This window comes from Streptomyces sp. NPDC093984, assembly GCF_044764595.1.
GTDB classification, from domain to species: Bacteria; Actinomycetota; Actinomycetes; order Streptomycetales; family Streptomycetaceae; genus Streptomyces; species Streptomyces cynarae.
On sequence record NZ_JBIWIM010000007.1, the window covers coordinates 282,144 to 306,628 of the forward strand.

The following is a 24,485-nucleotide window of genomic DNA, read 5'->3' on the forward strand; positions in this document are numbered from 1 at the left end:
CTCAGCCACCCGTTCCGGTCCCTGCGTCGACCGCCGCCTCTTCGACGGCCGCAGCATCGCCGAAGTACTCACGGCCCGGTTCATCGCCCAGGTCGAGTTCCGGTTCGAGGTGCACCACGACGCGGCAGCCGGTGGCGCCGCGGGCGATGGTCTCCTCCAGTTCGACGCGTGCGTATCCGAGGTTCTGCGCGGCGATGGTGCCGAAGACGTTGGACGTCATCATGCACATCGACTCCCGCCCGAGAACCTTCTCCGCGAACGGGCAGCTGCGGCTGCCCAGGACGATCCGGTGCTCGTCCTGGGAGATGAGATAGAAGTCGCCCTCGATGCGCTGTTTGAGATCGACCAGCACGTCGGCGACCTGTTCTCGGGTCAGCTGCGGCAGGCCGATGGCCTCGGTGTAGGCCTCGTTGATCTGCAGTCCCACCGACTGGCCGACCAGGCTGATGTAGCCGGAGGCCTCCTCGAGTCCGACCACGGACTCCAGGGACGTCGCCAGCTCGCGGACCAGTCCACGCATGAACACGTCCCGGTCCAGGTCCACGTGGGCGTCCTTGGCCAGGTTCACGGCGGCCCCTCCCTGTCGCGGAGTACCGTGCGCACGGCCGGCGCGGATGTCGACTGACAGGTCCATCTGTCATCACACGGTCCGTTCGTGAGCATAGCGCCCCGATCACCGACGCATGAACCCCCGATTCCGGGCTCCGCCGTGTACCGGAGTTGACGCCGGCAGTGCGGCGCGGCGGGCCACGCCCGGACCGGTCACAGCAGCCGCCGGATGTCGCCGCGGACCCGGTAGAAGCCGCCGGCCGCCGCGTGCAGGGCGTCCACGACGTAGCGGGCCCCGGGCTCCCGTATCGCGCGCGGGAACTGCACGTTCCACGAAGAGTCGTAGCCATGGGACACCACATGGACGCGGAGGCGGCCGCTCTCCTGGACGCATTCGACGACGACCGCCCCGGCAGGAGCGTGGGCGACGGTGGCCACCGCTCCGGCCGCCGTGGCCGGAGCGTAGGTCGGCAGCGCGGCGGCGAGTTTGACGTCCCGCGGCACCGGCACCGTCCCCTGCTGCGCCGCGGAGACGGCCGTCTCGCTCGCGTCCACGCACACCAGCGAGCCGTCCGTGGTCACCACATACAGCCGCTCGTCGCGGTACTGCATCGACAGCGCCGAGCCGCCGCCCGTGCCGAGCTTCCACAGGCGCGTGCCGTCGCGGTCGAAGCAGTACACGGACGAGGCGGCGTCACCGGCGAAGACGAACCGCCCGCCGGGCGATGTGGCGCACGAGTACACCGCGCTGTCGCATGCGTAGGTGGCCTCTATCGCGCCGGTCGCCTTCGACAGCCGTTGGACCACGCGGTGCGCGGTTCCCGCGTAGACGGTGTCGTCCTCCTGCCAGCCGAACAGGACGCCGCCCCGGGTGGGCGTGTGCCACAGCTCGCGGCCCCCGTCGGGTGCGTAGGCGGTGACACCCCGGTGGTGGCCGTGGTAGACGGCCCGGTCGTCCGCGCGGACCATCCAGGCGTGCTCGCCCTGGCTGCGGCGGGCCCACTGGTGTTCGTCCTCGTGATCGATGACGGTCAGGCGGCCGTCACGGTCCGAGACGTCCAGGACGCCCTCGTGGATGTCCAGCCAGAAGATGTCGACGTCCGGCGCGATCTCGTACGCGGCGAACGGCAGTTTGGAGGACAGGTCGTACACCCTGCCGTCGTCGCAGCCCGCGTAGATCCAGAAGTCGTCGGCCACCAGGCATTTCACGCCGTCCGGCAGGCTGAAGCGGGCGAGTACGCCCCCGTCGTGGTCCAGGGTGTAGACGTCGCCCGCCTGGTTGCCGACCCAGCAGTGCTCGTCGTCGACATGGATACCGAACGCCGAGGAGCCGGTACGGAACCGCCACAGCACGGGCGCCACGGCGCGGGCGGTGGACGGAGCCGAGGCGACCTGACGCCGGGTCACCGACCGCGGAGCGCGCTGCCCGGGAACGGCCGGGGCGTATCCCTTGCGGACCTTCTCGCCCACCTTCTTCGCGGCGGCGGCCCGTGCCTTCTCCGCCGTCGGGAAGGTCGTCGTCTGGGTCTGGCCCGCTGCGCCGATCCGCCCGTACCGCACCGTCACCACCTGGCCGTCGACGGCCACTTCGTAGAATTTGTGCGCACCGTCGCCTTCCTGCGACAGCTCCAAATACGTCGTCGACACCGCGGACCCTGCAGACATGACAGACAGACCCCTCCCCAGGAGCGGACCCGCGGCCTTCCGCCGGTCCCACTGCTCACACCGTAGGAGGGGCCACTGACAATCGCCCCGCACCGGGCTTGCGGACCGGGTGCTGCGGCTCGGATCACGGGCCGAGCGCCGCGGAGACGCCGGCCAGGTGGTGGGCTGAGGACGGGCCAGGCAGGTGCCGGGAATCGCGGCAGCCGTGCGGGCCGGCGTTCCCCTATGCCGCCGGCCCGCACGGACTCTGGTGGGCCACTCGCCATCGACCCCATGAGACGGATCAGGCACCCCCCGGTCGCCTGATCCACTCCGCCGCACCGCCCAGCGGCCGTGGGCCGGAATGCGTCCGGGAACGTCGATGTCGCTTCGGTTGGAGTGTGGATCACCGAGGGGGCACACCGGTATGGGTAGAACTGCGTACGACGAACGGCCGGATGAGCGGAGAGGGCACATGGCACAGGGGCTGGACGCGGCCTACGAACGCATGCTGTCGATGGCCACGGCGGCGCTCCACGAACGCGAACCCGCACGGCTGTGGCCCCTGATGGCCGCCACGCTGCCGGATGTGTGCGGCGGCGAGGTCCTGATCTACAAGCTGGACGACTGGAGCGAGAGGACGGGCACGGTCGGTACGGCGCCCGAGGCGGCAACGGCGTTGGACGCACTCGACGACGAGGCCCTGGGGCTTCTGCGCGCCGGGTTCCCGTTCGCGGGGCACTACGCGAACGATCGCAGCCGCGCGCCGGTCACAGCCGGCCGGGTGCTCGGTGCCGCCTGGTCCGAGAGCGCGACCGCCCGTCTGGTCGACGATGCGCTGGACATGGACCACGTGCTGGCGATCCCGCTGCCCGAGGCCACCACTCCCATCACCGGGTGTCTCGTCTACCGCGCGGGAACGGACTTCACCGACGACCAGCTCCGCTTCGCCCGGCGGGTGCAGCCCCTGCTGGCGGCCGTCGACCAGCAGCGGCAACTCCTGGAAAGCTGGCAGCGACTCGCCGCTCCGGGCGCACCGCAGGACGTGGCCGCGGACTGCCATCTCACTCCCCGGGAGACGGCCGTCCTGCTGCTGCTCACCGAAGCGCTGACCGCCGCCGCCATCGGCCGCCGCCTCGGCATATCCGACCGGACGGTGCACAAGCACATCCAGAACGTCTACCGCAAACTCGGCACCCGGGACCGCATCAGCACCGTGCTCCGCGCCCAGCAACTCGGCCTCGTCCCCGCACCGACCCGGCCTCACCGCCAGCGCGGCGGGGCGTAGGGCCTCTTGCTCAAGTCTCCCTGTGCGACCCATCCGGCTTTCGGTGGTCGGCGTCAGCGGAGTGCGGTGACCGCGGTGCGGTAGAGAACCTCCTCGGCCCGGTCCCACGACCAGCCGTTCTCGACCACGAGCGTCCGCCAGCCGGTGGGGCCGAACCAGTACCAGAGGAGGTCGGCCGTCTCCTCGACCGAGTAGGAGGGCGGCGGAGTCAGGGTGTGCAGGTGGCGGGCGGCGGCGTGAAGTGCCGCCCGGTAGGCGGCCGTCGCGCGCTCCCACAGCGCCTCGCCGTCCTCGTGGACGGGCAGGGCCTTGTGGATCGCCTCGTGCACCGCGAACTGACCCTCGTTGCCCGTCCGCGTGCCGTGGGCCAGCGCCTTCACGACCGACTCGGGTGACCGCAGGGCGAGCAGGTCCTGCATGGCCTGTTCGTAACCGGAGGCGGTCACACCATGGTCGACGATCCAGTTCAGGATGTCGCCCTTGCTCCCGACGCTCGCGAAGACGGTCTTCGACGCGACACCGGCCGCCGCGGCGATGTCGGCGACGGTCACCCGGCCGTAGCCACGCTCGGCGAACAGCGTCGTGGCCTGCTGGAGGATCAGCTCCCGCGTCCGCGCGGCGGCCTGCTCGCGCAGCGGGGAGACGTAGGGGCGCTTGGACGGCATGACGTCATCCTAGACAGGTACGAATTCATTAGGCGTGCTATAACCTCAATATCTCACGCACAGTCGGCGAAAGGCATCAACGCAATGGGAATGGACGCCACGGACCTGGCCCACGGGCTCTTCCGCATCCTCGAGACAGGCGATCCGGCACTGGCCGCCGACGTCGTGCACGAGGACTTCCGCAACCGTGAGGCAGTCGTGTCACCCGCCGCCTGCGCGCTCCCGGGGCCGTCAGGCGTCCTCGCCTCCGGGGCGTGGATGCGCTCCGCCTTCAGCGACCTGCGCTTCCCCGTCCTCGGCATCGCCCGCAACGACGACCAGGTGTGGGTGCGGCTGCGCATGCAGGGCCGCCACACGGGCCCCTTCGTCCGCTTCCGTGATGGCGCACTCGACCAGGCCATACCGCCCACCGGGAGGGACATCGACTTCGAGCAGATCCACGTGCTCGACCTCCGCGACGGCAAGGTGGCCGGCCACGAAGCGGTGCGCGACGACATCACCATGCTGGGCCAGCTCGGTGTCTTTCCGCCGAGCCCGGCCGTCGCGCTGCGCATGCTCGCCTGGCGGGTGACCGGACAGGCGGCACGCGCCGCCACCCGCGTGACGGCACAAGCCGCCGAGGCGGCCGGCCTGGCGCAGCACAACCCGGGTCAGGGCCGCTGAACGGACGCTTCGTCAGTCCCTGCCCTCATGCCGCTTGTGGCGGCGTGGCCTGGCAGGCCCCTCCCGATGCCCGTCCGGGCCCGGCGGCATGTCGCGGGGCCCGGGTGCCCGCGAGGCCGTCCGTCAGCTGACGGCGAGCGCGGGCCCCGGAGGGGCCGGACACGGCCTGCTGGTTGCCCGGCTCGCCGGGGGCGGAGGGGCGGGGTGCTGCGGCAACCCGCCCGACTGTCAGACCGGACGCCGTCGCAGGCCATGACGGCCGGAACGCCGGCGCAGCCCACCCCGACTGAGACAGCCGCTGGCCGCCGCAGCCGGACACAGCCGCCGACAGGCACAGGCGGCCGGACGCAGCCGCCGACCCGGCGCAACCGGAACCCCCGCCCCTCACCACCCTGGCCCAGCCACTCCCCGCCCCCGCCACCGGACGCAGCCCCCGGACGCCACGGCCGAAACGCCGGCGCAGCCCGCCGCGGCCGGGCGCAGCCGCCGGCGCCCGGCCTTCCCGGCACCGCCCGTGCACCTCGCCCCGACGGCCGTCGGCCGTCACCCCCGTCCCGTCGGCAGCAGTCGGGCGATGGCCGGTTCCAGTCGGGGCAGCGCCCGTTGGCCCATCAGCGCGAGAGCGATCGCCGCGGCGACGCCTGCCCAGGCGAACGGTCCGAGCGGGGTGCAGCCGAACAGGCGGCTGACGCCCGGCGTTTGGATGAGGGCGACGAGTGCGACGGCCGAGCCGAGGGCCGTGACGCGGACCAGCGGGCTGTCGCGGCGGTCGGCCAGGGTCTGGGCGAGCTGGGTGCCGACCACCCCGCACAGGGCCATCGTGCCGGCGCGGCGAGCACTGCCCGGGGTGAAGCGGCCGATCAGCCAGGCCGCCACCGCACCCAGGCACGTGGTCAGCGCGCGATGGCGGATCTGCCGGATCAGGGGCGCCCCGAGGACCCGTGGCACCCCGTCCACGGACGCGGCGCCCTCCCCCTCGCCGTCCGGCTCCTGCCGCTGCGGCGTCACCGCCACCGCCATGGCCGGGAACAGGTCCGTGAACAGGTTCACCAGCAGCATCTGACGCGTGCTCAGCGGTGCGGTCCCCGACAGCAGGGTGCCGATGACGCCGAAGCCGATCTCGCCCGCGTTCCCGCCGATCAGGATGGCGACGGCGTCGGCGACGCTGCGCCACAGGGCGCGGCCCTCGCGGACCGCCTCGACCAGGACGGTCAGATCGTCATCGGTGAGCACCAGGTCGGCGGCGTTGCGGGCGGCGGCCGAACCCCGGGCGCTGATGCCCACGCCGACGTCGGCGGCGCGGATCGCCGCGGCGTCGTTCGCGCCGTCGCCCACCATTCCGACCACCCGGCCGGCGTCCCGCAGGGCCTCGACGACCTGGAGCTTCTGCTCCGGCGCGACCCTGGCCACGACGCCCGCGCCGGCCAGCATCCGGACCCTCACCGACCGGTCAACGGCCGCCAGTTCGTCCCCGGTGACCACGACGGTTTCCTCGGGCCAGCCCAGTTCGGTCGCGATCGCCCGGGCGGTCTGCGGATGGTCACCGGTCAGCATGACCGGCCGTACGCCGGCGTCCCGCAGACCGCGGACCAGGGCCGTGGACGTCTCGCGCGGCGCGTCGGAGAGTGCCAGCAGGCCGGCGAACTCCAGCCGGTCCAGCGGTCGTTCGATGACGTCGGACTCCTTCTCGTCCTCGCCCAGGGTGCGCCTGGCCACCGCCAGGACACGCAGGCCCTCTCCGGCGAGGGTCCGGGCCGTGGCGGACGCGTGGTCCGGCAGTCCGGAGCAGGCGGGCAGGACGGTCTCCGGGGCGCCCTTGACCACGAGCGTGCGCGGGCCGTCCGCGGCGCGGCCGACCGCCGCGGCATACCCGCGGGCCGCCTCGAAGGGCAGGCCCTCGGCCTGCTCCCACTGCGGGTCGGCACCGGCCGCGTCCAGGACGGCCGCGTCGGTGGCGTGCACCGGCCGCTCGGAGCCGCCGTTCAGCCGGGGGCAGGCACGCGCCGCGTCCCGTACGATGCCCGCGACCGCCGCCTCCGTCACCCCGTGGACCGTGCCGTCGGCGTCGGCGACACGGGTCAGGCGCAGCCGGTTCTGCGTGAGGGTTCCGGTCTTGTCGAAGCAGACCGTGTCCATGCGGCCCAGGGCCTCCAGCGTACGCGGGGTGCGTACCAGGACGCCGCGGTGGCCGAGCCGCCGGGCGGCGGCTAGCTGCGCGACCGTGGCCACCAGGGGCAGACCCTCGGGCACGGCGGCCACGGCGACGGCCACGCCGCCACTGACCGCCTCCCGGATGGGCGTGCCGCGCAGCAGCGCCAGTCCGGTCACCGCCGCTCCGCCGCCCAAGGTGAGCGGGAGTGCCTTGCGGGTGAGTTCCTGCAGCCTGGCCTGCACCCCGGCGGAGGGCGGGGTGCGCGCGGCGAGCGTCACGGCGCGGGCCGCCTCGGTGCTCTCGCCGGTCTGCACCACAACGGCCCGCGCGTGTCCGGCCACCACGGTGGTGCCCTCGAAGACCATGCAACTGCGGTCGGCGACAGGGGCGCCCGGGGTCGGATCGACCTGCTTCACGACCGGCAGGGACTCCCCGGTCAGCGCGGACTCGTCGACCTCGAGGCCGTCCTCCAGGAGCAGGCGGGCGTCGGCGGGTACGACGTCGTCCGCCTTGAGCTCGATCACGTCGCCGGGCCCGAGCCGGGCGGCGTCCACCGTCCGCGCGGGTTCCGTCGCGTCCTTGTGCGCGGCTGCCACGCGCGCCTTCTGCTTCTGCTCGGCGAGCAGGCCGGACAGCGCCCGTTCGGCGCGCAGCCGCTGGATGCCGCCGACGAGCGCGTTGAGGTCGAGTGCGCCGACGACGAGCGCCGCGTCGACGACGGAGCCGAGGATCGCGGAGGCGGCGGAGCCGACCGCCAGCACCGGTGTGAGCGGATCGTCGAGTTCGCCGCGCACCGCCCGGGCGAGCTGGAACGTCCAGCGCGCCGGGGCCAGGGCGGGCGACCTTCCGGCGGCGCGCGTCGCCTTGCGCAGCCGGGCCGTGACCAGGTCGACCGGGTCCGGTTCGCGGGCCCGTTCGGTTGCCAGCCGGGCCTGGGCCTCCTGGGGCGGCAGCTCGTGCCAGGGCACGCGCGGGCGGGGATGCGGGGCGCGGGCCGCCGCGACGCCCAGCGCCGCCCGCGCCCCGGACACCAGGGCCGTCGCCGCGCTCACGTCGACCGGAACGTGCCGCAGGCCGGGCAGCAGACCGCGCCGCCCCCGGCCGCCCTTGGACTCGCCGACGGCCACCAGCAGACCGGAGAGCGCGGCACCGGAGCGGGCCAGGGTCTGCGCGCGGCGGCCGACGGCGCGGGCCGCGGGGACCGCGACCAGCAGCCGCCACACGTCGGCCAGGCCGTGCACGGCCAGGACGTCCGCTCCCCATACGACGGCGGCGTCCCGGTCCGTGAGGGCGACGGCGACGTCGCCGGCGAGCAGGCCGGCCAGGACGGTGTGTTCGTCGGCCGAGCCCAGCCGGGCGACCGTGACGACGCCGCCGGAGTCGCCGCGCAGCCCGTGCACCACGTCGTCCAGGGGACGCCGTGCGTCCACGACCTGGTCGGCGAGGCCGGTGAACTCCTCCAGTGCGGGGTCGTCCACGACCACGACGCGCAGCCCGGCGCGGCGCGCGGCGTCCAGTACCGCCTCGGCCCAGGGGTCCGCCTCGCCGCTCTCGGTGCGCAGCGCGCTCGGGTGCAGCACGACCGTGCCGGCCGTCTCGAGTTGCCGCAGCCGCTGCGGGTCACGCACCAGCACACCTTCCCGGGACAGCGCGCCGCTCAGGACGGCCTGGAAGGCGGCGGGTCCGTAGCGCGCGGCCTTCGGCGATCCCGCCAGTACCGCCTCGGCGGCCTCGTTGAGGTTGCGCTTGACCAGCAGCGTCACCGCGGCTCCGACCAGGCTGCCGGTGGAGGCGCGGGAGGCGTACTCCTGGGCCGGGGCCGTGCGCAGCGGCGGGCGCGGCACCTCGCCCGCGGGCACGCTGACCCGCTCCGGCGTGCACAGCTCGTCGTGGACCGCGTCGAAGGCGGCGGCGCGCGCCACCGTCTCCGCCAACTGGCACGACCGCAGCGCTCCGTCGAGCACCAGGGACGTGGGTGTCTGGCCGGCGCCGTGTGCGGCCGCGTTCGCCCAGGACAGGGCCAGGTCCATGCCGGTGCGGCCGAGCCGGGCGCGCAGCAGGTCGCGGAAGCGCGGGTTCTCCCGCAGCAGGGTCACGGCCGCGGTCACCAGGCGCGGCGACGGCGGCAGGCGCAGCGCCGACCCGAGCACCGCGGCCGCGGTGCCGGCCACGTCGGCCGCCAGCGCGGCCGCGGCGGCCCGTACCCCGGTGGGCTCGGCCGGATGCGGGAACTCCTCCGGCAGGTCGTCCGCCCGGACCAGCCCGTGGCGTTCCGCGAGGCCGGTCGCGTCCTCCACCACACGGTCGGTGACCGCCTCCTCGGTCGCGGCCACCACCAGGCGGGCCAACCCACCGTCCCAGTACGCGAAGGCCACGTCCGGGTGATCCGCCAGCGCCGCGGCCACCCGGCGCGCCCTCGTCGCGATTCCGTCCGCCCGCCGCTCCTCCCTTGGAACCGCTTGCCGCAGCGCGAGATGCGCCCGCGTGCCGGACCGCCACGGGCGGGGGCGGCCCGGCAGCGCGTGCCGGGCGACGCGGGCGACACGGACCGCGGCGTCCGCGCTCCGCACCCCCGCCCGCGCCGTCCGGGCGACGGCTCCCGCGGCCGCGCCCACCACGGTCGGGGCCGACCGTTCGAACAGGTGGACCGCCGACGGCACGATACGTCCGGCGGCGGAAGGCCTCGTCAGCAGCGCAAGGACCATGACGCGCCCTCAGCCGGTGGTACGGGCGCGGCGCGTGCCGGAGCCGGCGCGTCCGGAGGACGCCGAAGGCTTCTTCGAGGGCGCGGGCCCGGGTGCCGTGGACGTGGGCTTCTTCGTCCGGGACGCCCTTGGACGGGTTGCGGTGGAGGTCGTCCCCTCGCTCTCGGACGGCTGGGCCGGGGGCTGCCCGGATGTCTGCGGCCGGGGCTGCGTGAGCCAGGCCACCGCCGCACCGGTGAGGGCGACGGGCCACTCGACCACGCCCACGGCGCCGAGCACTCCGGCCCCGGCGTAGACCGCCAGCCGTCGCCCCCGCGGCGACACGGCGCCGACCTTCTCCAGCGCTCCCTCGGCCGCCCTGCCCACCATCCCGGCGCCGGGAAGCCGGCCCAGGACCGAGGCCGCGTCGCGCACCGGCCGGGGAACGGCCCTCAGCGGCGTCGGCGGGGACGACGACTTCTGCACTGCCATGACTCACCTCATCCGTGGTGACATCGCCTTCTTGCGGGGCCCGGGTTCCCGCGTCGACGCCGACCATCCCCAGGTCTTGGTCATGTGTGATGTGCGCAGCAGCGCGGCGACGGGCCGGGTGAGCGGCAGCGCGGCGGCGGTCAGGTGATGTGCCGCAGCAGCGCGTCGACGGCGGGAGGCGTCTGTCCCTGGGGGTGGACGACTCTCACCGTCCACGCCGGTGCCTGTCCGGCGAACGGGCGTGCCGGCAGATCGGGGAATCGGGAGGCGAGCGACGGGGGCATGATGCACACGCCCAAGCCGTGCCGGACCAGGTCGGTGGCCGCCAGCACGTCGTTCACCTCGAAGGTGGTGGCGCGTTCGAGCGAGGCCGACCGGAAGGCCTTGTCGACCTCGTGCCGGATCGCCCAGCCCGGAGGGAAGTCCACCAGCGCCAGGCGGGCTGCTTCGGCCAGGGTCACCGGCCGCCGGACCGACGGGGCGCCGGTCGCCGGCCCTGTCACCAGGACCATGTCCTCCTGGGCCAGCAACCGGGCTGTGAATCCCCGCAACTGCGGTGTGTCGAGGGCGACGACGGCCAGGTCCACGCTGCCGTCGCGCAGCGTCTGCGGGATGTCGCCGACGGGTGCCTGGCGCAGCCTGACCGTCACCGCGGGGTACTCGCGGTGGAAGTCGGCCAGTGCCTGGGCGAGGCCGGTGAACAGCCCCTGCATCACACCGACGGTGATCTCGCCGCGCAGTGCGTCCTTGAAGGGGTCGACGGCCGTACGGGCCTGTCGGGCGGCCTGCAGGGTGGCGCGGGCGGCCGGCAGGAAGGCCTCTCCGGCGGGGGTCAGTGACACCCGGTGGGTGGTGCGGTGGAACAGCGGTGTGCCCAGCTCGCGCTCCAGGGACTGCACCGTGGTGGACACCGCGGACTGCACCACGTGCAACCGCCGTGCCGCCGCGCTGAACCCGCCTTCTTCGGCGACCGCGACAACGACCTCCATCTGCCGAAGATCCATGGCCGCCTCCTCCCGTGTCAACGCGTTCGGTCACCCCGTTCGGCCATCCCTGGGGTGACCGTCATATCAGGCACCGGGCCCCGCAGGTCACCATCACCCCGAGCACCGTATCGGCCGCCGAACGGCTGCCGCCTGGGCCGCCGCCGGGATGCCGGTACGGCTTCTCCCCCGCGCCGCAGCGGTGTGGAGGCAGGGTCAGGCCCGATGCTCAGTGAGCCTCGTGGGCGTACTCCTCGGTGGCGAGATAGATGCGGGTGGTCGTGCCGGCCGGGCCGGTGTGCAGGCGGACCAGGTCGGCGAGGATGTTCACCAGCAGCAGGCCCCGGCCGCCGGGCCGGGCACCGGGCGGAGGGATGCGTCCGGCCAGCGGATCGGTGTGCACCCCGGCGTCGTTGACCTCGCACACCAGTTGCCGGGCCTCCGCCCACAGGCGCAGGGTGCCCCGGCCGCCGCCGTGCACCACGCTGTTCGTGGTCAGCTCGGCCACCGCCAGCTCCAGGTCCGCCGTCCGGTCCTTGGGCAGGCCCAGCAGTGCCGCCCGCTCGGTGGCGAAGCGGCGGGCGGCGGGCAGTGCGGCGGCGTCGAAGGGGAACTCGGCGGCGCCGAACGGTGCGGGAGGCAGGGGCTGGTTGTACCGGCTGACGACCTGATCGGGCGCGTAGGCGCCGCTGGCGCGCTCCTGGCCGCGCTCGATGACCGTCGGGTGGGTGGCGTGCGCGTCGGCGAGCACCGCGGAATCCAGCCGGGAGGTGTCGTAGGGGCACAGGATGCTCACGGCCCGGCCCCGGAAGGCCGCGTTGATCAGGGCCTCGTGCTGCACACACGCGGGGTACTCGGTCGCGGTGCGTCCGGCCCAGATGGGCTCCCCGATGATCCGTACCCGGCCCGTGGGGTGGGCGTCCGCGAAGCCGCGCAGCACCCGGGGGATGATCCGCCCCGGATTGCGCCCGGCCTCGGTCATGTCCAGGAACTGCACGGCCTCGGCCTGTTCGCCGAGAGCGTCCCGCAGCAGACGCAGGTTGTCGCCCGGCACGGCCACTGCCACCGGCTCCCCGGCGGCCAGCCCTTCCTGCACGAACGACACGGTCCCGGCCAGGTACTCGTCGCGGCCGGAGTAGAACAGGGCGGGGTGCCAGAACCGGTCGTCCACCGTCGTACCAGTCATGACTGCGCCACCTCGATCACCGACAGCTCGGGCCAGAACAACTCCAGCGTTCGCCTCAGACTCGCCGGGGGCTGCCACAGCACGATGCGCCGGCCCTCCCCCAGAGCTTGGGCCGCCGCCACGAGCGAGGCGGCGCCGCGGACGTCGATGAAGGTGACCGCGGACAGCTCCAGATGGCACACCGGCTCGTCCCCGTCCACGAGTTCCTCCAGCAGACGCTCCCACACCGGCTGCGTCGCCAGGCTGATTTCACCCACCGCCAGCATCCCGGCCCGGTCCCGTAGCGGGCCGCCCTTCAACGCGGCCGTCGGCAAGGGCTGGGGGGCCACCTGCCGCATGCCTTGTGGTGTGTCCATGTCTCCACCTCGTGCGGCTGCTCCGGAACCCGGCCAGTATGGCCTACGGCCGAGCGGGGCCATGCGGCGGCGTCCCACAGGCGGGCACACGGCACGGGCCGGAACAGTCACGGCGGCGCTTGTCATTTCCCGGCCTCCGGGCCGGGCACGTACTCCGCCGGGGCACCGAGAGCGGCAATCACCGCTGCGTCGCGGCCGACGGCGGGCGCCGGTCAGCCGAGTGCCTGGTGGGCGACCGTGCCGGCCGCCCCGGCCGGCAGGCCTTTGGTCACGGACCGCATACCGAGCACTCCCTGTGGTGTGAGCGAGGTGGGGACTGGACAGATCCTTCGAGTTCCCCGGGCGCGGCATACAAACGCCGCCGTCACACAAACGCCGCCGCTCGAGTGACGGCTGATCGGGTGCCGTCCGTGGCCGCGAGACCGGGCGCCGCCGCGGGGTTCAGCGGAGGTACGAGGCCCGTGCCGTGCGACCGAGCTCCACGGGCACAGGTGTGGCCGCCTCTCAACAGGGACGAGCGTCGCCGACGGCACCGCGGCAGGGCCCGGTGCGCGGTGGTAAGCGGAATGCATGAGATCCTCGCGTATCGCCGCTCGTCTGTGCTCACTTCTCACCGCCGTCTGCACCCTGACCGCGACTCCCACGGCGCACGCCGCGCCTCGGGAGTACGCCACCGGGTACGTCGCCCTCGGCGACTCCTATTCCGCCGGTGTCGGTGCCGGCAGCTATCTCACCTCCAGCACCGACTGTCTGCGCAGCAGCCACTCCTTCCCCGCGTTGTGGGCCGCGGCCCACGCCCCGTCCAGCTTCGACTTCACCGCCTGCAACGGCGCCCGCGCCCTCGACGTGCTGAGCCGTCAGCTCGGGTCGCTCAACACCCGCACCGGGCTGGTCAGCATCACCGTCGGCGGCAGTGACGCCGGCTTCGGCCATGTGATGACGACCTGTGTGCTGCACGGCACGGGGACCTGCCTGGACGCCGTCAAGGAAGCGCTCGACCGCATCGACAGCGCCCTCCCCGGCGACCTCGACCGCCTCTACGCCGCCATCCGGGCCAAAGCCCCCCACGCCCGTGTCGTCGTCCTCGGCTACCCGCACCTGTACCAGCTCAACGGCAGTTGCAAGGCGGGGCTGGCGGACACCACCCGCTCCGCGATCAACGGCGCTGTCGACCACCTCGACAAGGTCATCGACGAACGGGCCACGCACCACGGGTTCACCTACGTCGACGTCACCGGCGCCTTCACCGGCCACGAGATCTGCTCCACCGCCCCATGGCTGCACAGCGTCAACTGGCTTGCCCCGACCGAGTCCTACCACCCCACCGAACGGGGACAGTCCCAGGCCTACCTCCCCGCCCTGAACCGCACCGCCTGAGCCTGCGCCGGGTCCGCCGTTCTCCGCACGCCCGCGGTGACCGCCCAGAAGGCCGGCGCGGCGAGGATCTCGACGCCGGCCGCGAGTGCCAAGGTGCCCGGGAGGGACCAGGTGACGGCGGACCCGGCAAGCGCCGCGCCGAGGGCGAACCCGGTCAGCTTCAGGCTGGCCCCCAGGGTGAAGACCTGCCCGCGCAGATGTTCCGGGGTCTCCTGGTGGCGCACTGCGAACAGGGCGGTGAGCGCGGGCCCTTCACCGATTCCGGCCAGCAGGACGGCGGCGAGGAGTGCGGCCGGTCGCCCCGTCGCGGCCAGAAGCAGCGCGGCGGCCTGGACGAGGGCACCGGCCCACAGGACGGTGTCCGGCGCGAGAGAACGCGGGAACCGCGCGAGTGCGGCATTGGCCGTCAGGGCCGAGACGGCCGCGCAGGAGAGCAGCATCGTGCCCTGGCCCGCACCGCCGAAGACGCGTGAACCGAGGAGCGGAAGACAGACCGTCAGCATGCCTTGGCCGACGCAGGCGACGGCCGAGGTGAGGGTTGCCCGGGCCAGGCGGGGGGCGCGGACGACGAACCGTACTCCGGCCAGAAGGGCGCGGACCACGGAGGCCGCCTCCGAGCCCTTCGACGGCCGAACGCTCACCGGCAGCCTCCACGCGACCGGTACGGCCAGGCCGATGAGCACCGCCGAGACGGCCACCGAGGCCGGCGCTCCGAACACCTGTGCAGCGCCGCCGGCCAGGGCGGGTCCGAGCAGGCCGGCCAGGCCGAAGGTCATCGCATCGAGGGCGTTGACTCCCAAGAGGTTGTCGCGTGGCACCACTCGGGGCAGTTGAGCCGTCCAGCCGCCCGACAGTGCCGGCCCCGGAAGACCCGTCAGCACGGCGATCAGTCCGCAGACGGAGAGCGGAAGACGGCCGATTCCCGCCAGGATCACCATCAGGCCCGTCGCATGGAGCGTGAGCGCGGCGGCCAGCAGACGGCCCGGACGAGCCGCCCTGTCGAGGAGCACCCCCAGCACCGGCCCGCCCACCGCGGCGGCGATGGTGACGCCCGCGAGGAGCGTCGACGCCTCAGCAGCCGATCCGGCAACGGCGAACCCCGCCAGCGTCAACGCCGGTCCGGACATCTCATCGCCGGTGCGGGCCGTCACCGCGCCGGTGAGATACGCGCCCATCGAGTAACGGCTCTTCACCGGCAGGACGTTACGAACGTAACGTAGAACCTCGCAATATGCGTTACATTCGCATCGTGCTCCCTCCCCTCGACGACTGGTCGACCCGCCACTCCGTCCTCACCACGGCGCGGCGCACCGCCGCCCTCGTCAACGTCCTCGCCGACGAGGCGACCGACCCCGCCGAAGTCGCCGAGGTGCTGCGCGACTTCGGCGAGACGGACCCCATCCACCTCACTCTTCAGGACGTCGCACAGATGCGGGCGGCGGCCGCGCTGCTGCGGGAGGTCTTCGCCGCCGACCGGGTCGACGAGGCGGCCCTGGCCCTCAACGGCCTCCTGCGACGGCACACCGGACCGGTCCGCCTCACGTCCCACGGGGGTGGCACCCCCTGGCACCCCCACCTCGACCACGACGACGACGCCCCGTGGGCCGAATGGCTCCTCGCCTCGTCCTGCATGGCCCTCACCGTGCTGGTCTGGGACCACCAACGCCCGCCCGGCAGGATCTGCGCGTCATCCAGCTGCCAGAACGTCTTCATCACACAGGGCAGCGGTCCGGAGCGCCGCTACTGCTCGCGCCGCTGCGCCACCCGCGAACGGGTCGCAGCGCACCGGCGCTCCCAGTCCGCCGCCACGCGGAGGGCGCAGTACGCAGACGACGCGACCGTGAATGACGCAAAACTGGGTAAATCCACCTGAATGGGGGAACTCTGTATGTAAGGAAAAAATCAATCCTCCTGGAGAGGCACAGCGATGTCGTATCCGCAGCAGTCCAGTGGAATGGGCACGCATCCCGAGATAGCGGAGATGCGGGAACGGCTCGAGCGCACCGCGGCCAGCGGCCCGGCCATCGCCGTGGAGGGGGCGATCCTCCTGGCAGGTGTCTACGCCGCGATATCGCCCTGGGTCGTGCACTTTTCCGGTCAGCCCTTCATCACCGTCAACAACCTGATCGTCGGCATCACCGTCGGCCTGATCGGGCTCGGTCTGACCCTGGTGCCCGAGCGCATGTTCCGCCTGGCGTGGGTGATCGCCCCGCTCGGTGTGTGGCTCGTCATCTCGCCCTGGGTGGTGACCGCCACGCACAGCGCGCGGGCCGGCATCATCGCGAACAACTGCGCGGTGGGTGCGATAACGGCTGCGCTGGGCCTGGCAGCCATGGGCCTGACCATCGGTGTCGCGCGCCGCACTCCTCAGTGAGACGGCAGCACGGCAAGCCCATGGGGGAGCGTGCCAATGTGACCCGGGCACACCGGCACGCTTCCGGCTGCCTCGGTGACGGTCCGGGTCGGCCGCCCGCCGGACCCCCACCCCTCACACGGGTGAGGCGTCCCGAAGTTCCATCACGCGCGTCAGGACGTCCGCGCGGAACAGCGTGCGGGCGTGAGCGACGCGGCGGTCCCGGTCGGGACCGGGGGTCGTGAGGCGGTTCAGCGCATCGAGCAGCTCGGAATCCGTCGTGGCCACCTCCGTGAGGCCGAGCCCGGCCATCCGGTGGACGCCTTCCTCACCGTGGCCGGGCAGGGGGCGGTATCCCACCACGGGCAGGCCCGAGGCGAGAGCCTGTACGGCGGTCTGGCCTGCCGCGTTGTCCACCAGGGCGCCGGCCGCACGCATCAGGCCGGGCATGTCGACGACCCAGCCGAGTGCGAGAACGCCCGGGATCTTGGCGAGGCGCTCACGGATCACGTCGTTGCGGCCGCAGAGCACGACGGGGAGAAAGCCGTGCGTGGCCAGCAGTCCGGCGGTGGCGGAGAGACGTGAGCCCGCTCCCCAGGCGCCCGCGGAGAGGATCACCGGGGCCCGGCCGGGAGCGAACCGGGCGAAGCGACGGGACCACTGGGTGGCAGCCGTAGTCGGGGTGAGGAACTCGGGGGCCACGGCCGGTCCGGTCGTCTCGGTGGGGACGGCGATGTCCTCGCGAACCTCGCGGGCGGCCTCGTCGGTGAGGCAGAAGTAGCGGTCGTTGCCCGGATGGAGCCACTGCCGGTGCACCGCGAAGTCGATCAGGAAGACGGCGCTCGGCACCCCCAGCCGGCCCCGGGACCTGAGGTGGCCGGTCAGTTGCGCCGCAAGGTGGAAAACGGGCAGGACGACATCCGCGCCCGTACGGTCCACGAGGTCCGTCAGACGGCCGCCCGCGAGGCGGGCCAGGGGGACGCCGCTGGGACGGCGGCCGGGGCCCCGACGCAGGAACGTGCGGTAGAGGAAGGCGTACGCCCAGGGGAAGTGCCGAACCGAGGACTGGTAGAAGCGGCGCAGACCTGTGCCCAGGCCGTACGGCAGAAGGGCGAGGACGTCGACGACGTCCGCCTCGTGGCCGCGCTCCCGCGCGCGCCGCGCGAGTTCCCCGGCGACCGTGTCGTGTCCGGCTCCCATGCTCGCGCTCACGATCAGGATCCGCCGGGAGCCGTCAGGGGACGGAGACGGGGCCGCCGGGGCGGTCGCCGGTGCCGCCGAACGGGCTACTTCGTCCGCCGGGTGGCGGGCAGGTGTCCTGGCCGCTCGCGTCGCTCGCCGTCGAGGCACGGGGGAAAATGCACGCACTGGTACTGATTGTCCCGAGCCGCACTTTCCAAACCCGCCCCTGCTGCGGGTTTCGGGGTGTGGCGAGCGGGATACCCACCGTCCGCTTCGTCCGCTTCAACCCTCTCAGCGCAGGAGTGCTCGAAGCCAGGAGCACCCGACCAACAGCCGTCGCCACCCGTCCGTCCGGTGTTCGCCGTCGCAGCCGAGCCGAGGTCGCCGCCATGTCCCATGCTCCCTCCCCTCCTCGATCCGCCCCCGCCCTCTCCGTGGACGCTCCGTCCCCCGCCGCGGGCGCCGCGCCCCGGCACACCGGTGACCGGGGGGCCCACCCGGGCACGGCACTGGTGACCGGCGCCTCCTCCGGCATCGGGGCCGCCGTCGCGCGCCGCCTTGCCGCCGAGGGCGGCTGGCGACTGGTGCTGAACGGGCGGGACGCGACCCGTCTCGCGCAGGTCGCCGACCGGACTGCGGCCACCGGCTACCCGGCGGATCTCACCCGCCCCGGAGCCGGCCGGGAGCTGGCCGAGTTCGCCCTGGAGCGGATGGGCCGCGTGGACCTGCTGGTGGCCTGCGCCGGGATCGGCTGGGCCGGCGAGTTCAGCAGCATGCCGCCACGCGCCATCGACGAGGTGATCGACGTCGATCTGCTCGCCACTTTGCATCTGGTACGGCAGCTCGTCCCCCATATGGTCCAAGCGGGCTCCGGGTGTGTGGTGATCGTCGGATCGCTGGCGGGCGCGGTCGGCGTGTGCGGTGAGGCCGTCTACTCGGCGGCCAAGGCGGCGCTGGCGGCTTTCGCCGACGCCCTGCGCTACGAACTGCGCGGTACCGGGGTGCGGGTCAGCCTCGTGGTCCCCGGTGTGGTGGACACCCCCTTCTTCGAGCGCCGGGGTGTGCCCTACCGCAGGTCCAGGCCGAGGCCGGTGCCACCCGAGCGGGTGGCGGACGCCGTCTGGTGCGCGGTGAGCCGGGGCCGGGACGAGGTGTACGTGCCCCGCTGGCTGCGACTGCCCGCGCGGATCCGTGGTGCGGCGCCCGGCGTGTACCGGCGGCTCGCCGCCACGTTCGGATGAGTGGCGGGTGAGCGCTCTCACCGTCGTACTCGCGCTGCTCACGGCGCTGTCCAACGCCTCGGCCTCCGTGCTGCAACGGCGTGCGGCGACGGACGAACCCGCGGGCGGCCGCGGGGTGCGACAGGCGGTGCGCTGGCTCGGTCATGTGCTGCGACGGCCGTACTGGCTGGCGGGGGCCGGGCTGCTCGCACTGTCGACCGTGTTCCAGGCGGCCGCGCTGGCCGTGGGCAGCCTGGCCGTCGTACAGCCCCTGCTGGCCACCGAGTTGCTGTTCACCCTGGCCGTCGGCGGCGTCGTCTTCCGCGCCCGCCCGAGTCGGCGCACCTGGCTGGCCTTCACCGCCCTCGCCGCCGGCCTGGCGCTGTTCCTGGGGGTCGCAGCGCCCTCCTCCGGCCGGACCACGGCCCTGCCGGGGCGCTGGCTTCCGGCGGGGATCGCCGTGGTGTGCGCCGTGGTGGCTCTGGTCGTCTCGGCCCTTGCGGTGCGCGGCGCGCCGCGGGCCGCGCTCCTGGGGCTTGCGAGCGCGGTGTCGTTCGCCGCCACGGCAGCGCTGCTGAAGGAGCTCGTGGGACGGCTCCCCCAGGGCGTGGGGGCCGTGCTGACGCAGTGGCCACCGTATGTGACGGCGCTGATCGGCGTGGTCAGCTTCTTGCTGTTGCAGAGCGCGTTCCGGGCCGGGTCGCTCACGGCGTCGCAACCGGCTCTGACCCTCGGGGACGCGATGGTCAGTGTGGCGCTGGGATCGGCGCTGTTCGACGAGCAGATCGCGCTCGGGGTGCGGGTGCTGCCCGAGGTGCTCGGCTTCGCGCTCATCGGTGCGGGCAGTATCGGACTGGCGGGCGCCCCGTGGGCGGGCGGTGCCTGGGACACGCCACCGAACGGCCGGGACGGGCCGGGTCCCGAGGCCCGGGAGCGGGCGCCGGGCAGACCGTCGGCCGGTGGCCCGGACCGCGACCGGCCCGGCCCCTGACGACGGTCCCGGTCCGATAGCGGCCTGGATCCGTGCCGGTCCCGACGCGCCAGCCCCGTTCCCTGCCAGTCCCGATCCGTGCCAGCCCGAACCACGCCGACCCTAATCCGACCCCGAACCATGCCGACCCCGAACCGCGCCACCCCCGAACCACGCCGCCCCCAATCCACGCCAACCCGGAACCACGCCACCCCCAATCCACGCCGCCCCCGCCCCGACCCCGACGACGACCCCGTCCCCACGACGGCCCGGAACCCGGCGAAGCCCCGGGTTCCTGACGACAAGGAGGCAGTTGCCCTATGACTCGTCCTCTCGGTCCCTCCGCAGGGGGACGCGCGGCGGCCCTCCTGGCGCCGGTCGCGGCGGTCGCGGCCGTGCACATCGGCCCCGCCGCCACCTGGCTGCCCGGCCTGCGGCGCCGCTTCCTCCCCGGGCTCGCCGGGGTGGGCCGTCCCGACCACATCGCTCTCACCTTCGACGACGGGCCCGATCCCGGCTCCACGCCGCACTTCCTCGACGCGCTGGACGACCTCGGCGTCCGGGCGACGTTCTTCGTGCTGGGCGAGAACGTGGTGCGCTACCCGGCGCTGACGCGGGACATCGCGGAGCGGGGGCACGAGCTCGCCGTGCACGGCTGGATCCACGACCGGCCCTGGCTGCCGGCTCCGGCCCGTGACACGGCGGACCTCGTCCGGACGGTGGACACGGTCCACGACGCGGCGGGCCGCCGGCCCCGGTGGTACCGGCCGCCGTACGGGATCCTCACGTCGGGACGCTGGGCGGCGGCCCGGCGGGCCGGCCTGCGGCCGGTGCTGTGGACGGCCTGGGGCGAGGACTGGACGGCCCGCGCCACGCCCGCCTCCGTACGCGCGAGGGCCGGTGCGGAGTTGCGGGGTGGCGGCACCCTGCTGCTGCACGACTCGGACCATGCCGCGGCGGTCGGCTGCTGGCGTGCCACGCTCGGGGCGCTGCCCGGCATCGTGGACGACTGCCGTGAGGCGGGACTGTCGGTCGGGCCGCTGGGCGAGCACGGTGTGGAAGCCGGCGCGGAGGAGACCGCGGCGCGGGAGGCGGCGGGGGGCGTCCGCGGCGCCTGACGCCCGCCGGGGGCAGGAACCGGATGCGCGTCGCGCTCGGGCGGTCACCGGGGTCGCCGGGGTCACCGGGGTCGCCGGACACCGGTCCGCGGCGCCTGCGCCCGCGTGGTCGCCACGCTCGGGCTGCCGAGGGCGACGGGACCGCGGAGACGACGGCCAGCACCAGGGCGACGGCGCCGCCACCACCGCGATGCGACCGGCTCGCCGGCCGATCCGGTCGCGGTGTTCCGGGGCCGCCTGGTCCGGGCGTCCGGGGCATTCTGGAGGGGTGATCCTTCTCGCCGCGGTGTTCGCCGTCATGGGTGCCGCCAGCAATGCGGTCGGTACCGCGTTCCAGCGCAAGGCGGCGTCCACGGTCGCGCGCGGCGGCGGCCTGCGGCTGCTGATCGAGCTGGCCCACCGGCCGGCCTGGGTGATCGGCATCGGCGGCGTCGTCGGCGCCGCGCTGTTTTCCAGGCGCTCGCCCTGGTCAACGGGCCGATGGCACTGGTGCAGCCGCTGTTCGTGCTGGAGCTGCCGTTCGCGCTGATGATCGCCGCTCCCCTGATGCAGCGGCGGCTGCCGGCCGCGGCCTGGTGGGCGATCACGGGAGTCGTCATGGGACTTGCCCTGGTGCTCGGCTCCGCCGCTCCCTCCGGGGTGGTGGACCAGGCGTCCATGGTGCGCTGGATCCCGGTCCTCGCGGCCTGCCTGGGTGCCATGGCCACCGCGGTCGTCATCGCCCGCCCGGGGCGCCCGCCGCTGTTCCGGGCCGCCGTGCTGGCCGCGGCCTCCGCTGTCGGCAACGCCCTGACCGCGGCGCTGCTGAAGTCCGCCACGGGCAGGTTCGCGGAGGGCGGCATCGGCGCCTTCCTGCAGTCCTGGCAGACGTACGGCTTCGCGCTCACCGGTGTCAGCGCCGTCCTGCTGCTGGAGAACGCGCTCCAGGCGGGCTGGCTGACCGCGTCCCAGCCGGCGCTCACCATCGGGGATGCGACGGTGAGCCTGCTGCTCGGCATCACCCTGTTCGACGAGCGGATCCGGACCGGCTGGTGGCTGCTGCCCGAGGCCATCGGCGTCGGCCTGATCGTGTGGGGGGTGGTGACGCTGAGCCGGGCGGTGTCGAAGGTCCAGGCGGCGGAGGCCGGCCCGGGGCAGGCGTTTGTGGGCGGACGCCACGGGGACTCGGGGCGGCAGGAGGACGAGGGCTGGGACAGCCGGGGTCCGCGCACCCGGCGTGGACGGGGACCCACGGGAGAGCGGCCCGAAAGCGAAGGCTGACCTGGTGGCTGGCCCCGAGGGAGGCACTCGTATGACGCTGGAAGACACGCGCTACGACGAGAGCGGCGACACGCCGCTGGGGGGCTACGCGCTCCTCGCGACGACGTTCACCGCGGGTGTCGCGCTGTTCGCCGCGGTGGCGCGCCGCCGGGGGCTGCGGCTGCCGCAGCAGGTACCGCCGTGGGACGTGGCCCTGCTGGGAACGGCGACGTTCAAGGCGTCCAGGCTGCTGACCAAGGACAAGGTGACCAGCTTTCTGCGGGCGCCGTTCACCCGGCGGGAGTCCGACAGCACGGCCAACGAGGTGATGGACCAGGCGCGCGGCAGCGGTGTGCGGCATGCCGTGGGCGACCTGCTCTCCTGCCCGTTCTGCACCTCCGCGTGGGTGGCCGGGGCGCTGGTGTGTTCCTACGCCTCCGCGCCGAGGGCCACCCGGCTGGCGTGCGCGGGTCTCACGGCCGTCGCGGTGTCGGACTGGCTGCATTACGGCTGGAGCGCGACGGCCGAGGCCGCCGAGAGCTGACGCCGGTCACCTGTCCGGGCGTCAGGCGTGCGCCTCGGGGTCCTCGGCCAGCCGTGCGGCGGTCTCCAGCAGCACGGCGTGGACGAACGCCTGTGGGAGGTTGCCCCGCAGCTGCCGCTGGGCGATGTCGAACTCCTCCGCGTACAGGCCGGACGCCCCGCAGGCGGCACGGTTGCGTTCGAACCAGCGGTGGGCGTCGATCAGCCGGCCCTGCTGGTGCTCGGCGAGCGCCATGACGAACCCGCACAGCAGGAACGCCCCCTCGGCCTCCCCGAGGGGGCGTTCGTCGTGCCGGAAGCGGTAGATGTAGTGGTCCTCGGCCAGTCGCCGACGGCAGTCGGCCAGGGTGGCGCGGGTGCGGTCGTCGTCGGCGGGCAGGGCGCCGCGCACGGCCGGCAGCAGCAGGGCGGCGTCGGCCTTCGGGTCGTCGGGGGTGCGCTGCCAGTGGCCCTCGGGGTGCAGGCAGTACTGCGCGGTGGCGTCGAGGAGGGTGTCGGCGAGCCGGGCGCAGCGGTCGGAGAGCGGATGGCGGGGGCCCGCGGCGGCCAGGGCGCGCAGCCCGGCGACGCAGGCCAGCCGACTGTGGGTCCACCACTGGGAGTCCAGTTCCCAGATCCCGGCGTCCGGCTCGCGCCAGCGCTCGGTGATGGCGCGCACCGCGATCTCGGCGGCCTTCCACCCGTCGGAGTCCAGCCGCTGCCGGCGCTCGGCCGCCGCGAACAGCTGCAGGGCCTCGCCGAAGCAGTCGAGCTGGAACTGTTCCCTGACGTGGTTGCCGATACGGCTGAAGCCGCCGGGGTAGCCGGGCAGGTCGAGTTCTCTCTGGTCGGGGACGGGGGTGCCGTGCACGGTGTAGGCGGGGGCCAGGCGCGGGCCGTCCTCCCGCAGCCGCTCGCCGACGAAGTGCACGGCCCCGTCGAGGAGTTCCGGGGCGCCGGTGGCGGCCGCGGCCTGCCCGGCGTAGCTCTGGTCGCGGATCCACACGTAGCGGTAGTCGTAGTTGCGCCCCGCCTCGGCGCGTTCGGGCAGGCTGGTGGTGGCGGCGGCGACCATGCCGCCTCGGTGAGTGGTCAGGCCGCGCAGGACGGCGTAGGCACGGCGGGCGTCGCGCGGGGCGATCGTGTGGTCGAGCGCTGGTACGGCCTCGCGCCAGGCCTGTTCCGTCGCGGCCCAGGCCTCGGCGGCCCGCGGCGCGGTGCGGGGCAGGGGTGAGGCGGAGCACTCGAGGACCAGGTCGTGGCGCTCGCCGGGCTCCAGCACGATCTCGCCCGTCAGGCCCTGGCCGCGGGCGACGGCGAACGGGGCGCCCTGCCAGCGCAGACGGTGGGGGCCCGAGGTGAGGTACCACACGCCGTCGTCGGTGCGGTGGGCGGAGGCCAGTGGGGAGCGGCCGTAGTCGCCGTGCGGCTCGAGCAGGACCCGTACGTGGGCCACCGTGTCGACGGCGTGCAGTTGTCGCAGCAGCACCAGGCGGCCGGCGTCGCCGGGGAAGGCGAGGGCCTCCCGGCACTCGATGAGGCCGTCGGTGGTGGCCCAGCGGCTGCGCCAGATGAGGGTGCCCTCCTCGTAGTAGCCGCCGAAGACGTGGCGGGCCCTGGGCGTGATGGCGTAGACACCGCCGCCGCCGATGAGCGAGGCGAAGACGGCGTCGTTGTGCCAGCCGGGTGAGCACAGCCAGCCGATGTCGCCGCAGGGGCCGATCAGCGCGCCGCGTTCCCCGTCGGCCAGCAACGCGTAGTCGTGCAGCGCGTGCGGCGGGAACGATGTGCTCATGGGTGCTGCCTCCTGGTTGGGCCGACTGGGGGCCCGGCGTGCGGGGT

The 24,485-nt window shown here is 73.9% G+C and carries 20 protein-coding genes and 1 pseudogene; 10 read left to right on the forward strand and 11 right to left on the reverse strand.

Features of this window, described 5'->3' with window-relative positions; translation table 11 throughout:
* Position 1 precedes the first annotated feature (1 nt).
* Both ACIRC0_RS25685 and ACIRC0_RS25690 read right to left on the reverse strand, forming a co-directional pair.
* Positions 2-568, reverse strand: coding sequence for a methanogen output domain 1-containing protein (locus ACIRC0_RS25685; protein WP_403619768.1), 567 nt, complete (start codon positions 566-568; stop codon positions 2-4).
* Positions 569-762: 194 nt separating this feature from the next.
* Entirely contained in the window at positions 763-2,214 is a 1,452-nt protein-coding gene (locus ACIRC0_RS25690; RefSeq protein ID WP_403619771.1) for a WGR domain-containing protein, read from the reverse strand.
* A 454-nt stretch (positions 2,215-2,668) separates the two neighbouring features.
* Here ACIRC0_RS25690 and ACIRC0_RS25695 point away from each other — a divergent pair, with 454 nt between their 5' ends.
* Positions 2,669-3,481: a LuxR C-terminal-related transcriptional regulator gene (locus tag ACIRC0_RS25695; RefSeq protein WP_403619774.1), complete on the forward strand. Its 813-nt coding sequence runs from the start codon at positions 2,669-2,671 to the stop codon at positions 3,479-3,481.
* A gap of 53 nt (positions 3,482-3,534) precedes the next feature.
* Here the strand turns inward: ACIRC0_RS25695 and ACIRC0_RS25700 are convergent, their stop codons facing one another.
* The gene (locus tag ACIRC0_RS25700; RefSeq protein WP_403619776.1) at positions 3,535-4,146 is read right to left on the reverse strand and encodes a TetR/AcrR family transcriptional regulator; all 612 of its coding nucleotides are present in this window, start codon (positions 4,144-4,146) and stop codon (positions 3,535-3,537) included.
* Positions 4,147-4,236: 90 nt separating this feature from the next.
* On the opposite strand from ACIRC0_RS25700, the gene ACIRC0_RS25705 reads away from it, so the two are divergent.
* The gene (locus ACIRC0_RS25705) at positions 4,237-4,809 is read left to right on the forward strand and encodes an ester cyclase (RefSeq protein ID WP_403619778.1); all 573 of its coding nucleotides are present in this window, start codon (positions 4,237-4,239) and stop codon (positions 4,807-4,809) included.
* Between the two features lie 543 nt (positions 4,810-5,352).
* On the opposite strand, the gene ACIRC0_RS25710 is transcribed toward ACIRC0_RS25705, so the two are convergent.
* The 5 genes from ACIRC0_RS25710 to ACIRC0_RS25730 all read right to left on the reverse strand — a co-directional run bounded on the left by ACIRC0_RS25710 (position 5,353) and on the right by ACIRC0_RS25730 (position 12,662).
* The gene (locus tag ACIRC0_RS25710; protein ID WP_403619781.1) at positions 5,353-9,666 is read right to left on the reverse strand and encodes an HAD-IC family P-type ATPase; all 4,314 of its coding nucleotides are present in this window, start codon (positions 9,664-9,666) and stop codon (positions 5,353-5,355) included.
* 9 nt (positions 9,667-9,675) lie between these two features.
* Complete coding sequence (locus ACIRC0_RS25715; protein ID WP_403619784.1) at positions 9,676-10,137, reverse strand: hypothetical protein; 462 nt, start codon at positions 10,135-10,137, stop codon at positions 9,676-9,678.
* A gap of 140 nt (positions 10,138-10,277) precedes the next feature.
* The gene (locus ACIRC0_RS25720) at positions 10,278-11,141 is read right to left on the reverse strand and encodes a LysR family transcriptional regulator (protein WP_403619787.1); all 864 of its coding nucleotides are present in this window, start codon (positions 11,139-11,141) and stop codon (positions 10,278-10,280) included.
* A 208-nt stretch (positions 11,142-11,349) separates the two neighbouring features.
* Entirely contained in the window at positions 11,350-12,306 is a 957-nt protein-coding gene (locus ACIRC0_RS25725; RefSeq protein ID WP_403619790.1) for an anti-sigma factor RsbA family regulatory protein, read from the reverse strand.
* On the reverse strand, positions 12,303-12,662 hold the full coding sequence (locus tag ACIRC0_RS25730; protein WP_403619793.1) for an STAS domain-containing protein: 360 nt from the start codon (positions 12,660-12,662) through the stop codon (positions 12,303-12,305). Before ACIRC0_RS25730 ends, ACIRC0_RS25725 begins: the two co-directional genes overlap by 4 nt.
* A gap of 570 nt (positions 12,663-13,232) precedes the next feature.
* On the opposite strand from ACIRC0_RS25730, the gene ACIRC0_RS25735 reads away from it, so the two are divergent.
* Positions 13,233-14,039: an SGNH/GDSL hydrolase family protein gene (locus ACIRC0_RS25735; protein ID WP_403619796.1), complete on the forward strand. Its 807-nt coding sequence runs from the start codon at positions 13,233-13,235 to the stop codon at positions 14,037-14,039.
* Here the strand turns inward: ACIRC0_RS25735 and ACIRC0_RS25740 are convergent.
* Entirely contained in the window at positions 14,009-15,232 is a 1,224-nt protein-coding gene (locus ACIRC0_RS25740) for an MFS transporter (protein WP_403619799.1), read from the reverse strand. The genes ACIRC0_RS25735 and ACIRC0_RS25740 overlap by 31 nt on opposite strands.
* A 38-nt stretch (positions 15,233-15,270) precedes the next feature.
* Here ACIRC0_RS25740 and ACIRC0_RS25745 point away from each other — a divergent pair, with 38 nt between their 5' ends.
* Both ACIRC0_RS25745 and ACIRC0_RS25750 read left to right on the forward strand, forming a co-directional pair.
* Positions 15,271-15,912 carry a CGNR zinc finger domain-containing protein gene (locus tag ACIRC0_RS25745; protein ID WP_403619802.1) on the forward strand — a complete coding sequence of 214 codons (642 nt, stop codon included), beginning with the start codon at positions 15,271-15,273 and terminating at the stop codon, positions 15,910-15,912.
* Positions 15,913-15,966: 54 nt separating this feature from the next.
* On the forward strand, positions 15,967-16,413 hold the full coding sequence (locus tag ACIRC0_RS25750; RefSeq protein ID WP_403619805.1) for an SPW repeat protein: 447 nt from the start codon (positions 15,967-15,969) through the stop codon (positions 16,411-16,413).
* Positions 16,414-16,527: 114 nt separating this feature from the next.
* Here ACIRC0_RS25750 and ACIRC0_RS25755 read toward each other — a convergent pair whose 3' ends face one another.
* Positions 16,528-17,592 (reverse strand): galactosyldiacylglycerol synthase, encoded by a 1,065-nt coding sequence (locus tag ACIRC0_RS25755; protein WP_403620345.1) that lies wholly within the window; start codon positions 17,590-17,592, stop codon positions 16,528-16,530.
* 371 nt (positions 17,593-17,963) lie between these two features.
* On the opposite strand from ACIRC0_RS25755, the gene ACIRC0_RS25760 reads away from it, so the two are divergent.
* The 5 genes and pseudogenes from ACIRC0_RS25760 to ACIRC0_RS25780 all read left to right on the forward strand — a co-directional run bounded on the left by ACIRC0_RS25760 (position 17,964) and on the right by ACIRC0_RS25780 (position 22,665).
* Positions 17,964-18,815 (forward strand): SDR family NAD(P)-dependent oxidoreductase, encoded by an 852-nt coding sequence (locus ACIRC0_RS25760; RefSeq protein ID WP_403619808.1) that lies wholly within the window; start codon positions 17,964-17,966, stop codon positions 18,813-18,815.
* A 7-nt stretch (positions 18,816-18,822) separates the two neighbouring features.
* Positions 18,823-19,785 (forward strand): DMT family transporter, encoded by a 963-nt coding sequence (locus ACIRC0_RS25765; protein ID WP_403619811.1) that lies wholly within the window; start codon positions 18,823-18,825, stop codon positions 19,783-19,785.
* A gap of 299 nt (positions 19,786-20,084) precedes the next feature.
* Positions 20,085-20,882 carry a polysaccharide deacetylase family protein gene (locus tag ACIRC0_RS25770; protein WP_403619814.1) on the forward strand — a complete coding sequence of 266 codons (798 nt, stop codon included), beginning with the start codon at positions 20,085-20,087 and terminating at the stop codon, positions 20,880-20,882.
* 268 nt (positions 20,883-21,150) lie between these two features.
* Positions 21,151-21,995 (forward strand): annotated as a pseudogene (locus ACIRC0_RS25775) (DMT family transporter); the annotation flags it as partial.
* A 178-nt stretch (positions 21,996-22,173) separates the two neighbouring features.
* Positions 22,174-22,665 carry a DUF1360 domain-containing protein gene (locus ACIRC0_RS25780; protein ID WP_403619817.1) on the forward strand — a complete coding sequence of 164 codons (492 nt, stop codon included), beginning with the start codon at positions 22,174-22,176 and terminating at the stop codon, positions 22,663-22,665.
* Positions 22,666-22,686: 21 nt separating this feature from the next.
* Here ACIRC0_RS25780 and ACIRC0_RS25785 read toward each other — a convergent pair whose 3' ends face one another.
* Positions 22,687-24,438 (reverse strand): glycoside hydrolase family 15 protein, encoded by a 1,752-nt coding sequence (locus ACIRC0_RS25785; protein ID WP_403619820.1) that lies wholly within the window; start codon positions 24,436-24,438, stop codon positions 22,687-22,689.
* Positions 24,439-24,485: the final 47 nt, after the last annotated feature.